The sequence below is a fragment of the Mesorhizobium sp. M8A.F.Ca.ET.021.01.1.1 genome (assembly GCF_003998025.1).
GTDB lineage: Bacteria > Pseudomonadota > Alphaproteobacteria > Rhizobiales > Rhizobiaceae > Mesorhizobium.
This window is the reverse complement of the sequence record NZ_RZSJ01000075.1, coordinates 1-16,039: the sequence shown is the minus strand read 5'-3', so window position 1 is coordinate 16,039 and position 16,039 is coordinate 1. Positions and strand designations below refer to the sequence as shown.

14 protein-coding genes are annotated in these 16,039 nt (G+C 63.2%); 8 read left to right on the top strand and 6 right to left on the bottom strand.

Annotation, left to right across the window (positions count from 1 at the left end; all coding sequences use genetic code 11):
* From ggt to EOA36_RS09075, 3 genes are all read right to left on the bottom strand, one after another.
* The coding region (ggt, locus tag EOA36_RS09085; protein ID WP_127276992.1) for a gamma-glutamyltransferase at positions 1-1,532 on the bottom strand (1,532 nt) is incomplete at its 3' end.
* Between the two features lie 234 nt (positions 1,533-1,766).
* Entirely contained in the window at positions 1,767-3,059 is a 1,293-nt protein-coding gene (gene rhaI / locus EOA36_RS09080; protein WP_127276990.1) for an L-rhamnose catabolism isomerase, read from the bottom strand.
* A gap of 88 nt (positions 3,060-3,147) precedes the next feature.
* Positions 3,148-5,250, bottom strand: a complete 2,103-nt coding sequence (locus EOA36_RS09075; protein WP_127276988.1) for a bifunctional rhamnulose-1-phosphate aldolase/short-chain dehydrogenase — start codon at positions 5,248-5,250, stop codon at positions 3,148-3,150.
* Positions 5,251-5,436: 186 nt separating this feature from the next.
* On the opposite strand from EOA36_RS09075, the gene EOA36_RS09070 reads away from it, so the two are divergent.
* The 7 genes from EOA36_RS09070 to EOA36_RS09040 all read left to right on the top strand — a co-directional run bounded on the left by EOA36_RS09070 (position 5,437) and on the right by EOA36_RS09040 (position 12,848).
* Positions 5,437-6,240, top strand: coding sequence for a DeoR/GlpR family DNA-binding transcription regulator (locus tag EOA36_RS09070; RefSeq protein ID WP_027145694.1), 804 nt, complete (start codon positions 5,437-5,439; stop codon positions 6,238-6,240).
* A 55-nt stretch (positions 6,241-6,295) separates the two neighbouring features.
* Entirely contained in the window at positions 6,296-7,291 is a 996-nt protein-coding gene (rhaS, locus tag EOA36_RS09065; protein WP_127276986.1) for a rhamnose ABC transporter substrate-binding protein, read from the top strand.
* An 84-nt stretch (positions 7,292-7,375) separates the two neighbouring features.
* Positions 7,376-8,917: a sugar ABC transporter ATP-binding protein gene (locus EOA36_RS09060; RefSeq protein ID WP_127276984.1), complete on the top strand. Its 1,542-nt coding sequence runs from the start codon at positions 7,376-7,378 to the stop codon at positions 8,915-8,917.
* Positions 8,914-9,888, top strand: coding sequence for an ABC transporter permease (locus tag EOA36_RS09055; RefSeq protein ID WP_127276982.1), 975 nt, complete (start codon positions 8,914-8,916; stop codon positions 9,886-9,888). Before EOA36_RS09060 ends, EOA36_RS09055 begins: the two co-directional genes overlap by 4 nt.
* 268 nt (positions 9,889-10,156) lie before the next feature.
* On the top strand, positions 10,157-11,158 hold the full coding sequence (locus tag EOA36_RS09050; RefSeq protein ID WP_127276980.1) for an ABC transporter permease: 1,002 nt from the start codon (positions 10,157-10,159) through the stop codon (positions 11,156-11,158).
* Positions 11,158-11,475, top strand: coding sequence for an L-rhamnose mutarotase (gene rhaM, locus EOA36_RS09045; RefSeq protein WP_127276978.1), 318 nt, complete (start codon positions 11,158-11,160; stop codon positions 11,473-11,475). Before EOA36_RS09050 ends, rhaM begins: the two co-directional genes overlap by 1 nt.
* A complete protein-coding gene (locus EOA36_RS09040; RefSeq protein WP_127276976.1) occupies positions 11,472-12,848 on the top strand; it encodes an FGGY-family carbohydrate kinase in 1,377 nt (458 codons plus the stop codon). Before rhaM ends, EOA36_RS09040 begins: the two co-directional genes overlap by 4 nt.
* Here EOA36_RS09040 and EOA36_RS09035 read toward each other — a convergent pair whose 3' ends face one another.
* The 3 genes from EOA36_RS09035 to galE form a co-directional block, all read right to left on the bottom strand.
* Positions 12,849-13,061 (bottom strand): hypothetical protein, encoded by a 213-nt coding sequence (locus tag EOA36_RS09035; protein WP_210212410.1) that lies wholly within the window; start codon positions 13,059-13,061, stop codon positions 12,849-12,851.
* Positions 13,062-14,312 carry a D-amino acid dehydrogenase gene (locus tag EOA36_RS09030; RefSeq protein WP_127276974.1) on the bottom strand — a complete coding sequence of 417 codons (1,251 nt, stop codon included), beginning with the start codon at positions 14,310-14,312 and terminating at the stop codon, positions 13,062-13,064.
* A 103-nt stretch (positions 14,313-14,415) separates the two neighbouring features.
* On the bottom strand, positions 14,416-15,411 hold the full coding sequence (gene galE / locus EOA36_RS09025; RefSeq protein ID WP_127276972.1) for a UDP-glucose 4-epimerase GalE: 996 nt from the start codon (positions 15,409-15,411) through the stop codon (positions 14,416-14,418).
* A gap of 278 nt (positions 15,412-15,689) precedes the next feature.
* Here galE and EOA36_RS09020 point away from each other — a divergent pair.
* Positions 15,690-16,039, top strand: a 350-nt coding sequence (locus EOA36_RS09020) for an aminotransferase class I/II-fold pyridoxal phosphate-dependent enzyme (protein WP_127276994.1), incomplete at its 3' end; no start/stop codon positions are given.

The window sequence follows — 16,039 nt, the reverse complement described above, 5'->3', positions numbered from 1 at the left end:
TAGACCGTGTCGGGCAGCCATTGGTGATGGATGCGCGGCGCGTCGATCGCCTCCTGGATGTTCATGCCGTGGTCGATCACATTGACGATCGCCTCCAGCGTGATGGTGATGATGCGCGAGCCGCCCGGGCTGCCGATGACCATGAACGGCTTGCCGTCCTTGGCCACCACGGTCGGGCTCATCGAGGACAGCGGCGTCTTCTTCGGCTGGATAGCGTTGGCCTCGCCCTGGACCAGGCCATAGAGATTGGGCACGCCGGGTTTCTGGGTGAAGTCGTCCATCTCGTTATTGAGCAGGATGCCAGTGCCATCGGCGACGACGCCGGCGCCGAACGAGCCATTCAGCGTGTAGGTCACCGCGACCGCGTTGCCGTCCTTGTCGATGATCGAATAATGGGTGGTCTCCTTCGATTCGCCGAAGCCCTTCGGCATCAAATCCTGCGACACGCCGGCGCGGAACGGATCGATCTTGTCGCGGATGTCCTTGGCATAGGTCTTGTCGAGCAGCTTCGAGACCGGATTGTCGACGAAATCCGGGTCGCCGAGCGCCGAGTTGCGGTCGACATAGGCGTGGCGCATCGCCTCGACCATGACATGGACCGTCTCGGCCGAGCCGGCACCGAGATAGGACAGCGGATAGCCTTCCAGCACGTTGAGGATTTCGCAGATGATGACGCCGCCCGAGCTCGGCGGCGGCGAAGAGATGATCTCGTAGCCGCGATAGGAGCAGCTGACGGGCTTCAGCTCGCGCACCGCATATTGCTCGAAGTCACCCTTGGCCAGGATACCGCCCTTGGCGCCGCTCGCCTTGACGATGGCGTCGGCGATGGCGCCTTTGTAGAAGGCATCGGGACCTCTCTCGGAAATGGCCGAGAGCGACCCGGCAAGGTCGGGCTGAACCAGCTTCTCGCCGATGCCATAGGGCTTGCCCTCGGGTTTGAGGAAGATGGCGGCGGCCGCCGGGTCCTTCGCCAGCCTGTCGGCGCTGCCGGCGAATGAAGCCGCATCGCCCTGATTGAGGATGAACCCGTCCTTGGCATAGGCGATCGCAGGCGCCATCAGGTCCTGCCTGGACAAGGTACCGTATTTCTCGCGCGCCATCTCGAAACCGGCCACGGAACCCGGCACGCCGACCGCGAGATAGCCGTCGAGGCTGGCGCCCTTCACCGGCTTGCCGTCCTTGTCGAGATACATGGTCTTGGTCGCGGCAAGCGGCGCCCGCTCGCGGAAATCGAGGAAGGTCGATTTGCCGTCCTTGAAGCGGATGGTCATGAAGCCGCCGCCGCCGATATTGCCGGCATTGGGATAGACGACGGCCAAGGCATAGCCGACGGCGACAGCCGCATCGACGGCATTGCCACCCTTTTTCAGAACCTCCACGCCGACTTCGGAAGCCAGATGCTGGGCGGTGACGACCATGCCGTTCTCGCCCTTGGCGGGTGCCGGCGAGGCGGCGAAGACGGCGGCGGATGGTATGAAGGCGAAGGTGATCGAAAGGCTGACGGCAATGAGCGTCCGGCGGGTGAGGTGCATGGCGGGACTCCTAAGCGGGACGCCTAGGAAAGACCTTCGGGGGGCGTTAGTCCAATAACAATTGAATAAGCGCGTGAGAGACCCCCTCACCGGATTGCCAAGTCGAATTGCAAGGGCAATTCGGGCAATCCGACCTCTCCCCAAGGGGAGAGGAGCTTGCACCGGCGCTGACCTCTTCTCCCCTCGGGGAGAAGTTGGCCGCGAAGCGGCCGGATGAGGGGGAGTGGCTCGACCTCAGACGATACCGCCGGAACCACCTGCGACTGCAGGCCGTTCGGCCGCGACCTTGGCGCGGTAGCCCGCCGCCCGATAGGCGGCGACCGGATCGATGGCGCCACCGGTCTTCAGCCGCGCCATGGCCAGGATCGGCTCGACATCGGTGCGATAAGCAGCCTTCAGCGTCTGCGTCGCCATCAGCGCGTCGTTGGCCTCCTGGAAGCCTTCGAGCGCCTTGCGGTCGACCAGCAGCGCCTGCGCATAGGCACGCTGCACCTCGACCGCCGACAGCATCAGGCTTTCGATCGGATCGGTGACGTTGTGGCTCTGGTCGAGCATATGCGCGGGATCAAAGCCCTCGGCGCCGGATAGCTCGGCATCGACCAGCTCGTTGAAGACCAGGAAAAGCCGGTAGGGATCGATCGAACCGGCGTCGAGGTCGTCGTCGCCATATTTCGAATCGTTGAAGTGGAAGCCGCCGAGTTTCTTGAACTGGATCAGCCGCGACACGATCATCTCGATGTTGACGTTGGGCGCGTGATGGCCGAGGTCGACGAGGCAGAACGCCTTGTCGCCCAACTCCTTGGCGATGATGTAGTTGGTGCCCCAGTCCTGGACGACCGTGGAATAGAAGGCCGGCTCGTACATCTTGTGTTCGGTGAACAGCTTCCAGTCGGCCGGCAGGCCGGCATAGACCTCCCGCATGGCGTCGAGATAGCGCTCGAAGGCCTTGGCGAAATTGACCTGGCCGGGGAAGTTGGAGCCGTCGCCGATCCACACCGTCAATGCCTTGGACCCAAGCGTCTCGCCGATCTCGATGCATTCGAGATTGTGCTCGACGGCTTGCCGGCGAGCACCGGCATCGGCATGCGACAACGAACCGAACTTGTAGGAGAATTTCTGGTCCTTCGCGTCCGAGAAGGTGTTGGAATTCATGGCATCGAAACCGAGACCGAAGCGGGAGGCCGCCTGCTTCAGCCGGTTCGGATCGGCCTTGTCCCACGGAATGTGCAGTGAGACGGTCGGGGTCGCCTGCGTCAGTTGGCTGATGACGGCGCAGTCCTCGATCTTGTCGAAGATGTCGCGCGGCTCGCCGGCACCGGGAAAGCGGGCAAAGCGGGTGCCGCCAGTGCCGACACCCCAGGAGGGGATCGCGACCGCGAATTTCTCGACCTTGTCCCTGATGGCATCGATGGCGATGCCGTGGCGGTCGAGGCGCTCGCCGAGCGAGGCGTAGTCACGCTCGAGGTCGGCCTTGCGCGCGGCATTATTTTTTTCGACGACGTCGGCCGAGATGATCAATTCGGACACTGCTGTTCCTCCCAGTACTCGCACGGCTGGCGCCGCCCCTCATCCGCCCTTCGGGCACCTTCTCCCCGTAGAACGGGGAGAAGGAAGCTCAGCGCGTAAAGCTCTGCGCGTTGCCGGCGTCGACGTTGATGATGTTACCCGTCGATTTGGCCGACATGTCGGAGGCCAGGAAATAGATCGCCTCGGCGATGTCTTCCGGGAAGACGGAGCGCTTCAGCATCGAACGCGAGCGGTAGTGCTCTTCCAGATCGTCGGTCGACATCTTGTAGGCGGCGGCGCGCTGTTCCTTCCACTCGCCTGTCCAGATCTTCGAGCCGCGCAGCACGGCGTCCGGGTTGACGACATTGACCCTGATCTGGGCTTCCGCGCCTTCCAGCGCCAGGCAGCGGGCGAGATGGATCTCGGCGGCCTTGGCGGTGCAATAGGCGGAGGCGTTGGGCGATGCGGCAAGGCCGTTCTTGGAAGCGACGAAGACGATATTGCCGCCGATCTTCTGTACCCGGAACAGCCGGAATGCTTCCCGCGAGACCAGGAAATAGCCGGTCGACAATATGTCCATGTTCTTGTTCCACAGCGCCAGCGTCGTCTCCTCGATCGGCGCCGAGGAGGCTAGCCCTGCGTTGGACACCAGGATGTCGATGCCGCCGAACTCGACCGCCGTCTCGGCAAAGCCGGCGACGACCTGGTCTTCCGAAGTGACGTTGATCAGCACCGGGCGGACGAAATCCTTGCCATAGGTCTTGGCCAGTTCCTCATTGGCGCCCGCGAGCGCCGCCTCGTCGATATCTGCCAGCACCACGCAGGCGCCTTCGCGCAGCAGCCGGTTGGCCGTCGCGCGGCCGATGCCGCCGGCGCCGCCGGTGACCAGCGCGATCTGGCCGGCGAGCGACTTCGGCTTCGGCATGCGCTGCAGCTTCAGGTCCTCCAGCAGCCAGTACTCGATGTCGAAAGCCTCCTGCGCGGGCAGGCCGACATAGGAAGAGACGGTGGAGGCGCCGCGCATGACGTTGATGGCGTTGACGTAGAACTCGCCCGAGATGCGCGCCGTCGCCTTGTCGCCGGCGAAGGTGAACATGCCTACGCCGGGCATCAGGTAGACCACGGCGTTGGGATCGCGAATGGCGGGTGAATCCGGATGCTTGCAACTGTCGTAATAAGCCTGGTAGCCGACGCGATATTCGGCAATGTCGTCGGCGAGGCGCGCGATGACGGCATCGACATCAGGCTTTGCCGGATCGAATTCGATCACCAGCGGGCGGATCTTGGTGCGCAGGAAATGATCCGGGCATGAGGTGCCGAGTGCAGCCAGCGGGCGCAAATTCTTCGAGTTGACGAATTCGAGCACGGCGGCCGAATCGTCGAAATGGCCAATCTTGTGGCTCTTTTCCGAGATCAGGCCACGGATTTTCGGCATCAGTTTCGCAGCGATGTCGCGACGAGCCGAAGCGTCGAGCGACTTGACCACTTCGCCGCCGAAGATCGCCACACCCTCGGAGCGGCGCTCGAACCATTCGATCGCCTGGTTGATTACCGATATCGTCGTCTCGTAGCACGCCTTGGGCGTATCGCCCCAGGTGAACAGGCCGTGGCTTTCGAGGATGACGCCCTTGGCTTCAGGGTTCTCGACACAGAATTTTTCCAGCCACAGGCCAAGTTCGAAGCCGGGACGCTTCCATGGCAGCCAGCCGATGGCGTCGCCGAAGATTTCCTTGGTCAGCGCCCTGGAATCCTTCGCTGCGGCAATGGCGATGATGGCATCGGGATGCATGTGGTCGACAAAGGGCTTCGGTACGTAGGCGTGCAGCGGCGTGTCGATCGAGGCCGCCCGCGGATTGAGGTTGAAGGTGCAGTGGGGAAGATAACCCACCATCTCGTCCTCGTGCTCGACGCCGCGATAAAGCCCCTTCAGCGCCTGCAGCTTGTCCATGTAGAGGGTGGCGAAGCCATCAAGCTTGATCGAAGCGCTGTCGCCGCCCGATCCCTTGACCCACAGCACTTCCACATCCTGGCCGGTGAGCGGATCCTTCTGCCATATCTTCGAAGAGGTGTTGCCGCCGCCATAGTTGGTGACGCGCTTGTCGGAGCCGAGCGTGTTCGAGCGATAGACCAGAAGCTCGGGATCGCTCATCCCCTTGGCCTTCGCATCATCCCACAGATTGGCGAGGCGCGAGCCGGAGCGCTTGTCGAGCATAGGTAATCCTCCCTGGGGACGCAAAAAAACGCGGTCCATTTTGTCGGGAATGTCTACGCAAGACACAAACTTGTCAATCACAAACGATCAAGATCGATCATATTGCACTGCACAATGAAATTATATGATCGGAAATGATTGACACTGCTCGTTTTGGGTGCCTAGATGGCCAGGCAGGGAGGAACCATGCACGAAAAAGAGCGCCACAGGATCATTCTGTCCGCCGTCCAGGAAAAACCTGTGGTGACGGTGCAGGAAATGGTCGACCTGACGGAGTCGTCCGAGGCGACGATCCGGCGCGATATCGCGGCTCTCCATGTGCAGAAACGCCTGCGCCGTGTGCGCGGCGGCGCCGAGGCGATATCGCCGCCGCAGTTCATCGGGCTGGCCGGCCGGCCCTTCTCGGTCAACGAAACGCTCAACGCCGCGCAGAAGCGGGCCATCGCCCGCGAGGCGGTGGAACTGTGCAAGGACGGCGAGCCGATCATCATCAATGGCGGCACCACCACCTTCCAGATGGTGCATTTCCTGACCGGCCGCCGCATGCCGATCTTCACCAATTCGTTCCCGATCGCCGAGCACTTGCTCAAGCACTCCAAGAACACGGTGATGCTGTCGGGCGGCACGATCTACCGCGAGCAGAACATCATCCTGTCGCCCTTCGACAATGACGTGACGCGCAATTTCTACGCGCGCCGCATGTTCATGGGTGCTCAAGGGTTGGGGCCTCTCGGCCTGATGGAAGGCGATCCGCTGCTGATCCAGGCGGAGCAGAAGCTGATCGACCAGGCCGACGAACTGGTGGTGCTGGTCGATTCCTCGAAATTCCGCAAACGCTCCAGCCTGATCCTGTGCGGTCTTTCGCGCATCGCCACCGTCATCACCGACGACGGCATCGAGGACCGCGAAGCCAAGATGCTGGAAACCGCGGGGGTGACGCTGATCGTCGCCCGCAAGTCGACAAAGGAAGAATCTTCACTGCAGGCCTGAGACCAACTCACGCCCGCAGCGGCGATGGAATGCAACGCTCAAGGGAGGATATCAGATGAGCATCTTGAAGAAATTGATGGTGACGGCGGCCTTCTCGGCCGCCATGTTCGTGAATGCCGCCTACGCGGAAAACGTCAAGATCGCGCTGGTGGTCAAGTCGCTCGGCAACGGCTTCTTCGATGCCGCCAACAAGGGCGCCGAAGAGGCCGCCAAGGAACTCGGCGACGTCGACATCATCTACACCGGCCCGACCAAGGCGACCGCCGAGGCGCAGATCGAAGTTGTCAATTCGCTGATCGCGCAGAAGGTCAACGCCATCGCGATTTCCGCCAATGACGCCGACGCCCTGGTGCCGGTGCTGAAGAAGGCCATGGAGCGCGGCATCACCGTCATCTCCTGGGATTCGGGCGTCGCCAAGGAAGGCCGCCAGCTTCACCTCAACCCGTCCGACACCGGCCTGATCGGCGAGACCATCATCAAGCTCGCCGCCGACTATCTGCCGGAAGGCGGCGACGTCGCCATCCTGTCGGCCTCCTCGACCGCGACCAACCAGAACTCCTGGATCGAAGCTGCCAAGAAGGTGCTGCCGGAGAAGTTCCCCAAGATCAAGCTGGTCGCCACCGTCTATGGCGATGACGACTCGGCCAAGAGCACCGACGAGGCCAAGGGCCTCTTGAAGTCCTACCCGAACCTCAAGGCGATCATCGCGCCGACCACAGTAGGCGTCGTTGCCGCCGCCCAGGTCGTCACCGACGAGAACCTGATCGGCAAGGTCAACGTCACCGGCCTGGCGCTGCCGTCGGAGTTCAAGAAGTTCATCGACAACGGCGCCAGCCAGGCGGTTGCGCTGTGGAACCCGATCGACCTCGGCTATTCCGCCGTCTACCTCGCCCATGACCTGGCGGTGAAGAAGGAAGAAGCCAAGCCGGGTGCGACGCTGTCGATCGGCCGTGTCGGCAAGGTCACGCTCGACGACACCAACTCGGCCGCCATGGCTCCGCCCTTCCAGTTCGACAAGTCCAACATCGAGAAGTTCTCCAAGATCTATTGATCACTGAGTTTTTCAAGCTGACGCGGCGGGAGTCACATCCCGCCGCGACTTCAAACGGACCTAGTTTCAGGGCTTGATACGGATATGGACACGACGGCCCGACACAACGAGACAAAGGAGCGGCCTCCGGCCTCGGCTCCACGCCTGACGCTGTCCGGCATTTCAAAAAGCTTTCCCGGCGTGCGGGCCCTGCACAATGTCAGCCTGTCGCTCTATCCGGGTCAGGTGACCGCGCTGATCGGCGAGAACGGCGCCGGCAAGTCGACGCTGGTCAAGATCATGACCGGCATCTACCAGCCCGATGCAGGCACCATCAGCATTGACGGACAGGCCGTCGCGCTGCCAAGCGCACACGCCGCCTTCGGGATTGGCGTCACCGCCATCCATCAGGAAACCGTGCTGTTCGACGATCTCAGTGTCGCCGAAAACATTTTTCTCGGCCATGCGCCGCGCACGCGCTTTGGCACCATCGACTGGCGCATGATGCGCAAGAATGCGCGCGAAGTGCTCGACACCATGCATGCCGGCCATATCGACGCCGATGCGCGGCTCAGGGATCTCGGCATCGCCAACAAGCATCTCGTCGCCGTCGCGCGCGCCATGTCGATCGACTCTGGGATCGTCATCATGGACGAGCCGACGGCCGCCCTTTCGATGAAGGAGATCGAGGAGCTGTTCCTGCTCATCGCGTTCCTCAAGGAGCAGGGCAAGGCGATCCTGTTCATCAGCCACAAGTTCGACGAGATCTACCGCATCGCCGACCGCTACACGGTCTTCCGCGACGGCGAGATGGTCGGCGAAGGGCTGATCAAGGATGCCGGCCAGAGCCAGATCGTACGCATGATGGTGGGCCGTTCGGTCGACCACATCTTTCCGCAGCGCAAGGCTGAAATCGGCGCGCCGGTGCTTTCCGTTTCCGGCCTCTCGCATCCAACTGAGTTCAACAATATCGGCTTCGAGCTGCACAAGGGCGAAATCCTCGGTTTCTATGGCCTTGTCGGCGCCGGGCGCAGCGAGGTGATGCAGGCGATATCCGGCATCACCCGCATATCCGGCGGCACGATCACGCTGGAAGGCAAGGCAATCGCGCCGAAATCGGCCGCGGATTCGATCGGGGCCGGCATCGTCTACGTGCCGGAGGAGCGCGGCAAGCAAGGCGTGGTGATCGGCCTGCCGATCTTCCAGAATGTTTCGCTCCCATCGCTCGCCCGCACCTCCAAATCCGGTATGCTGCGGCTCGCGGAAGAGTTTTCGCTTGCCCGCTCCTACACCGAGCGGCTGGACCTGCGCGCCTCTTCGCTCAGCCAGGATGTCGGTACCCTCTCGGGCGGTAACCAGCAGAAGGTGGTCATCGCCAAATGGCTGGCGACGACACCCAAGGTCATCATCCTCGACGAGCCGACCAAGGGCATCGATATCGGCTCCAAGGCCGCCGTGCACGGTTTCATGGCGGAGTTGGTGGCGCAGGGCCTGTCGGTGATCATGGTGTCATCGGAACTGCCGGAGATTCTCGGCATGTCCGACCGCGTCGTGGTCATGCGCGAGGGCCTGGTCGCGGCGGTCTACGACAATAAGGGACTGGACGCCGAGACGCTGGTCCGGACGGCAGCGGGAATCGCGGCATGAAGGCTTTCCTGAAATACCGCGAAATCTGGCTGCTGGCGGCCATCGCCGTGCTGATCGGACTGATCTCGATGCGCTTTCCGGGCTTTGCCGACCCCGGCAACCTGCGCCAGGTGTTCAACGACACCTCGATCCTGATGATCCTGGCGCTCGGCCAGATGGTCGTTATCCTGACACGGTCGATCGACCTGTCGATGGCCTCCAACCTGTGCTTCACCGGCATGGTGGTAGCGATGCTGAACGCGGCCCATCCGGCGATCCCGATCCCGCTGCTGGTCGTGATCGCGCTTGCCGTCGGGCTGGTGCTCGGCGCCATCAACGGCCTCTTGGTTTGGCGGCTGAACATCCCCTCGATCGTGGTGACATTGGGCACGCTGACCATCTATCGCGGCGCCACTTTCGTCATTTCGGGCGGCGCCTGGGTCAACGCCGACAAGATGAGCCCGGATTTCATCGGCTTTCAGCGCGCGGCCTTGCTTGGCATTCCGGTGCTGTCCTGGATCGCCATCCTGGTCATCGCGCTGTTCTTCGTCTTGATGACGCGTACCGCGCTCGGCCGCTCGATCTATGCCATCGGCGTCAATCCGACGGCATCGGTCTATACCGGCATCGATGTCGGGCGCACGAAATTCATCGTCTTCTGCATCTCCGGCATGATCGGTGGCCTCGCCGGCTATCTCTGGATTTCGCGCTACGTCATCGCCTCGGTCGAGGTCGCCAACGGCTATGAGCTCAACATCATCGCCGCCTGCGTCATCGGCGGCATCTCGATCGCGGGCGGCATCGGCTCGGTCGGGGGTGCGGTGCTCGGCGCATTGTTCCTCGGCATCATCTCCAATGCGCTGCCGGTCATCAACATCTCGCCCTTCTGGCAGATGGCGATTTCGGGCAGCGCCATCATCCTGGCCGTGGTGCTCAACGCCCGCGGCGAACGCCAAAAGGGGCGGATTATTCTGAGGAAGGCGGAGGCATGAGCGGGACGTTGAAGTGCTCCCTTCTCCCCGTCACTGTACGGGGAGAAGGTGCCGGCAGGCGGATGAGGGGCGGCGCTTACGGTGCAAACAGGATCGTTGCGAATAGCAACGGTCCGATTTGCCTCGGCCGGAACTCGCCGCATACGTTGAGCACCTCCGAACATTGGCGCCGCCCCTCATCCGCCCTTCGGGCACCTTCTCCCCGTATAGTGACGGGGAGAAGGGACGCTCTTTGCGACGGGCAGCGCCAGCGTCTGGAGCATGCCGCATGACCGATACCCCCGCCCCGCGCCACATTCCCGACCGGCTCGACAAGCCGCTCTCCTCGGCGATCTTTTCCTGGGAAGCGCTGCTGGTCGCGGTGGCCATCGCCATCTTCGCCATCAACAGTTTCGCCTCGCCCTATTTCCTCGACCCCTATTCGCTGTCCGATCTGACCTTCAACTTCACCGAGAAGGGCCTGATCGCCTTTGCCATGGCATTGCTCATCATTTCGGGCGAGATCGACCTGTCGGTGGCCGCCATCATCGCGCTCGCCTCGACCATGATGGGCATGGCGGTGCAGGCCGGCGCCGGCACGCCAGTACTTGTCTTGATCGGCATCGTCGTCGGCCTCGGCTGCGGAGCCTTCAACGGGCTGCTGGTGACGCGGCTCGGCCTGCCTTCCATCGTCGTCACCATAGGCACGATGAGTCTGTTCCGCGGCATCGCCTTCATCATCCTCGGCGACCAGGCCTACAAGGGCTATCCCGAAAGCTTCGCCTTCTTCGGCCAGGGTTACGTCTGGTGGGTGGTGTCGTTCGAACTGGTGCTCTTCCTCATCGCGGCCGTCGTCTACTGGTTCCTGCTGCACCGTACGAGTTTCGGCCGCCGTATCTTCGCCATCGGCAACAACCCGGTCGCGGCGCAGTTTTCCGGCGTGCGCGTCGGCCGCATAAAATTCATCCTGTTCTGCCTGACCGGGCTGATGTCGGGCATCGCTTCGGTGCTGATCACCTCGCGGCTCGGCTCGACGCGGCCGTCGATCGCACAGGGCTATGAACTCGAGGTGATCACCATGGTGGTGCTTGGCGGCGTCAGCATCCTTGGCGGCGCCGGCAGCATTCTGGGCGTCGTGCTCGCCGCCTTCATCATGGGGCTGGTGACCTTCGGCCTCGGCCTGCTCAACGTGCCCGGCATCGTCATGTCGATCTTCATTGGCCTGCTGCTGATCATCGTTATCGCCCTGCCGATCGTATGGCGACGGCTGCGCGGGGGACGCCTGGCCTGATGTCCGAGAAATACGCATTCAAGATGATGCTCAAACCCGGCATGAAGGCCGAGTACAAAAAGCGCCACGATGAAATCTGGCCGTCGCTGGTCGCGTTGCTGAAGCAGGCCGGCATCTCCGACTACTCGATCCATCTCGACGACGAGACGAACATCCTGTTCGGCGTGCTGTGGCGGCGCGATGGTCACGGCATGGCCGATCTGCCGAAGCATCCTGTGATGCAGCGCTGGTGGGCCCATATGGCCGACATCATGGAGACGAAACCGGACAACGAACCAGTGGCCGTTGCGCTGGAAATAATGTTCCATATGGAATGAGCGCGATCCGCCACGTCGCCGTCATCGATATCGGCAAGACCAACGCCAAGGTGGCGCTGGTCGATCTCGCCACATTGAGCGAGGTGGCGCTGCGCCGGGTGGCGAACGCGCCGTTGCGGCAAGCGCCCTACCCGCATCACGATGTCGAAGCGCTGTGGGCGTTCATCCTCGACAGCCTTGCCGACCTCAACCGCGAACAGCGCATCGACGCCATTTCAATCACCACCCATGGCGCGACCGGCGTGCTGGTCGATGCCCCCGGCGAGCTGGTGCTGCCGGTTCTCGACTATGAATTCGACGGCCCCGATGAACTCGCGGCGGACTATGACGCGATCCGCCCGCCTTTCGCCGAGACCGGCACGCCGCGCCTGCCGCTCGGCCTCAATCTCGGTGCGCAATTCTTCTGGCAGCAGCAAAGTTTCCCGACGGAGTTCGCCAGAGCCGCCGCGATGCTGATGTACCCGCAATACTGGGCGCTGCGTCTGACCGGCGTCGCCGCTAACGAGGTCACGTCTCTCGGCTGCCACACCGATCTGTGGAACCCCTGGACAGCGGATTTTTCAGCGCTGGTCGACCGCCTGGGCTGGCGCGACCTGATGGCGCCCGTGCGGTCGGCCAGGGACCGCCTTGGCCCGATCCTGCCTGTGCTTGCGCAGCGCACCGGGCTCGATCCTCAAACGCCTGTCTTTTGCGGCCTGCACGATTCGAACGCCTCCCTGTTGCCGCATCTCCTGTCCGACGCCCCGCCCTTCTCGGTGGTCTCGACCGGCACCTGGGTGGTATCGATGGCGGTCGCCGGCAGGACGGTGGCGCTCGACCCGGCAAGGGATACGCTGGTCAATGTCAATGCACTCGGCGATCCCGTGCCCTCGGCGCGCTTCATGGGCGGTCGGGAATTCTCGCTGCTGACCGAAGGCGCGGCGCAGGACTGGAGCGACAACGACGTCGCCGCCGTGCTGGCGCGCAAGACATTGCTGTTGCCTTCGACCCAGCAAGGCTCGGGGCCGTTTCCGCACCGTGCGGCCGCATGGCGCAAGGGCGAAGCCATCCCTCCCGGCCAGCGCTTTGCCGCCATCTCCTTCTACCTGGCGCTGATGACCGCCACTTGCCTCGACCTGATCGGCGGCGGTGGCCCGACGACGGTCGAGGGACCCTTTGCGCGCAACCAATTGTTCACGCGGATGCTTGCCGCGAGCACTGGCCGTGGGGTCATCGCATCGGAAGCCGCGACGGGCACCAGCATCGGGGCCGCCCTGCTGGCATCGGATCAAGGAGCCGCGCATGGTGAGGGCCAAACACAAGAGCCGCCGGCCGGTCCGGCCTGGGCGGAGTATGCGCGCGCGTGGCGGGCGGCGGTCGGGGCAGTTGGCTGATCAGAGGATCCGCTTGCCGAAGGCCGACATGACGAAATTGACCGCGTCGATTCGGCGACACCGCCGCGGCATGGCGCGCGCCACTTGCGGCATGCCGCACATACCCTTGGTGACGCCGAACACCTTGATATCAGACAGCGCGCAGCGCTCGACGATGGTGCGCGCGTTGCATTCAGTGCGGCCAAGGTCGATGGCGACTTGCCGGCCCGACATTTATCCCCTGTAGACCAGTCCCTGCGGATCGATCTCCGGCTTGCGGCCGGCAACGAGGTCGGCGAGGAATTTTCCCGAACCGCAGGCCATGGTCCAGCCGACATGGCCGTGGCCTGTGTCGAGATAAAGGTTGCGGTATTTCGCCTGGCCGATGACCGGCACCGAGTTCGGCATCATTGGCCGCAAACCGGCCCACAGCTCCGCCTTCTTCTCGTCGAAGGCGCCGGGGAACAGGTCCTTGCCGGTCCTGAACATGGTGGCAAAGTCGCTGGGCTTGTGGGTGCGGTCGAAGCCGGTGAATTCTGCGGTCGAAGCCAACCGCAATCGATTGCCAAGCCGCGAATAAGCCATCAGCTGGTCCTCGTCGGCGCCGCCCATGGTCGGGCCCTTGCTCTCGTCTTCCAGGGGAATCGTCGCCGTGTAACCTTTCACCGGATAGACCGGCAGGTCGATGCCGTAGCGACGGCCGAGCAGCCCACTTTCCGGACCCATCGATAGGACGACGGCGTCACCGGTGACCGGTCCGGCCGAGGTCATCACGGCGCGCACCCAGTCGCCCTCGATGTCGAAGCCCTCGACCGTGGTGCCGTAGCGAAACCTCACGCCGAGCTTTTCGGCCGCATAGGCGGCCAGATTTTCCACGAACTGCCGAGAATCGCCGGTCTGGTCGATCGGCGAGTAGACGCCGCCGGCGATCTTTTCCTTCACGCCGGCAAGGCCCGGTTCAAGCTCGACCAGCCGGTCGCGGCCGACGATCTCGATGGGCAGGCCATGCTCGGCCAGATAGCGATAATTGTCGGTGCCGGTGTCGAGGCTGTGCTGCGAGCGGAAGAAATACAGGATGCCCTTCTTGCGCTCGTCATAGTGGATGCCGGTGTCACTGGAGATGGCGTTGATGCAGTCGCGCGAATAGAGCGCGAGCCGCAGCTTGACCTGGCTGTTGGCACGCAGGCGGGCCACCGTGCACTGGCGCAGGAAGCGCAGACTCCAGGCGAGGAAATAGGGATCGAAGCGCAGCCGCACCTTGATGCCGAGATCATGATTGTAGAGCCCGCGCAGGAAGGTCTTAAGTGCCGCCGGCGAGGCCCAGGCGGTGGCATCGCCCGGAGACACCAGCCCGGCATTCGACTGGCTGGTGCCCCGCGCCGGCGCCGGATGGCGCTCGATCACGGTGACCTCATGGCCGTCGGCGGCCAGGTAATAGGCGGCCGCCGTACCGACGACGCCGGCTCCAAGCACCGTTATCTTCATGCCATCCCCCAAAGCTCTTCCCGGCACGGCGCCTCCACGCCGTGTCGCGAATGCTTCCATAGCGCGTCGCCACGCGCCTTGCGAGCCCTTGGAGAAAGCGAGCTCAGCCCCGTGCGGAATTCTTGCTGGTCAGGATGCGCTCCCAGGCCAGCGCGTCGTTGACGATCTGGTCGAGATCGTCGCGCTGCGGGGTCCAGCCGAGTTCGGACCGCGCGAGATCGGAATTGGCGACCACCGCCGCGGCATCGCCGGGACGCCGGTCGCCCATCCTGACCTCGAAATCATGCCCGTAGGCGCGCCGCACGCTGTCGATCACTTCGAGCACCGAATAGCCATGGCTGTAGCCGCAATTGGCGACGAGGCTGGCGCCGCCGGCGCGCAGCCGCTGCAAGGCAAGGCGATGCGCGGCGGCCAGATCGCTGACATGGATATAGTCGCGCATGCAGGTGCCGTCGGGCGTCGGATAATCGGTGCCGAAGACCTGCATGAACGGACGCTTGCCGAGCGCGGTCTCGCAGGCGACCTTGATCAGATGGGTGGCGCCCGGGGTGGACTGGCCGGTGCGGCCCTTCGGGTCGGCGCCGGCGACGTTGAAATAGCGCAGCGCCGTGTAGCGAATGTCGTGCGCGAGGCCCGCGTCGCGCAGCATCCACTCGCTCATCAGCTTGGACAGGCCATAAGGCGATTCGGGCGCCAGGCGGGCATCCTCGCGCACCGGTTCCAGGCCGGCGCCGCCATAGACGGCAGCTGTCGAGGAAAAGATGAAGTTCGGCACGCCTTCGCGCACTGCAGTTTCAATCAGCGTGCGGGTCTTCGAGGTGTTGTTCTCATAGTAGGCGAGCGGGTCGGCGACCGATTCCGGCACCACGATGGAGCCGGCGAAATGGATGATCGCGTCGACCTTGTTCTCCCTGATGACCGAGCCGACCAATTCCTTGTCGGCGACATCGCCGACGACCAGCTTTGCCTCCGGCGCCACGGCCCATTCGAAGCCGGTGGAAAGGCGGTCGAGAACGACCACGCTTTCGCCCGCATCCAGCAATTCCCAGACCATATGGCTGCCGATATAGCCGGCGCCACCTGTCACCAAAACCGCCATCCAAATCCTCGCTTACCCAGATTTATCGGAAACTGTCTCAACAACCGCCTTACTGGAAAGTCCGCCGTCTGCCCATTAAAACCTAAGGTAACCAGCGTTCACTTGATGTGGCATCGTGCGGAAACAAAAGTGAACCAAAGAGCGTGCCACGGATTGGGAATAGGCCACGATCCGCCATCGTTAGGAACAGGTCCGGGGCGTGGCATTTTGACCAAATCGGCCCGGTGGACGACCAAAAGACCAATGATTATGATCCCGCGCAAAATTGGGAAGCCTACATGAATTACCAGCGGTTCTTCGAGGACGCGATCGACCAGCTCCATGCCGAGCGTCGCTACCGCGTCTTCGCCGATCTAGAGCGCATCGCGGGCAAGTTTCCGCGCGCCATCTGGCGTTCCAACGGCCGCGCCGAGGAAATCACCGTCTGGTGCTCCAACGACTATCTTGGCATGGGCCAGCACGCCGACGTCATCGCCGCGTTCCAGAGCGCGGCCGGCAAGATGGGCTCTGGCGCCGGCGGCACCCGCAACATTTCCGGCACGTCCAACCCGTTGGTCGAACTCGAGCATGAGCTGGCCGACCTGCACGGCAAGGAAGCCGCCCTGGTCTTCACCTCCGGTTTCGTCTC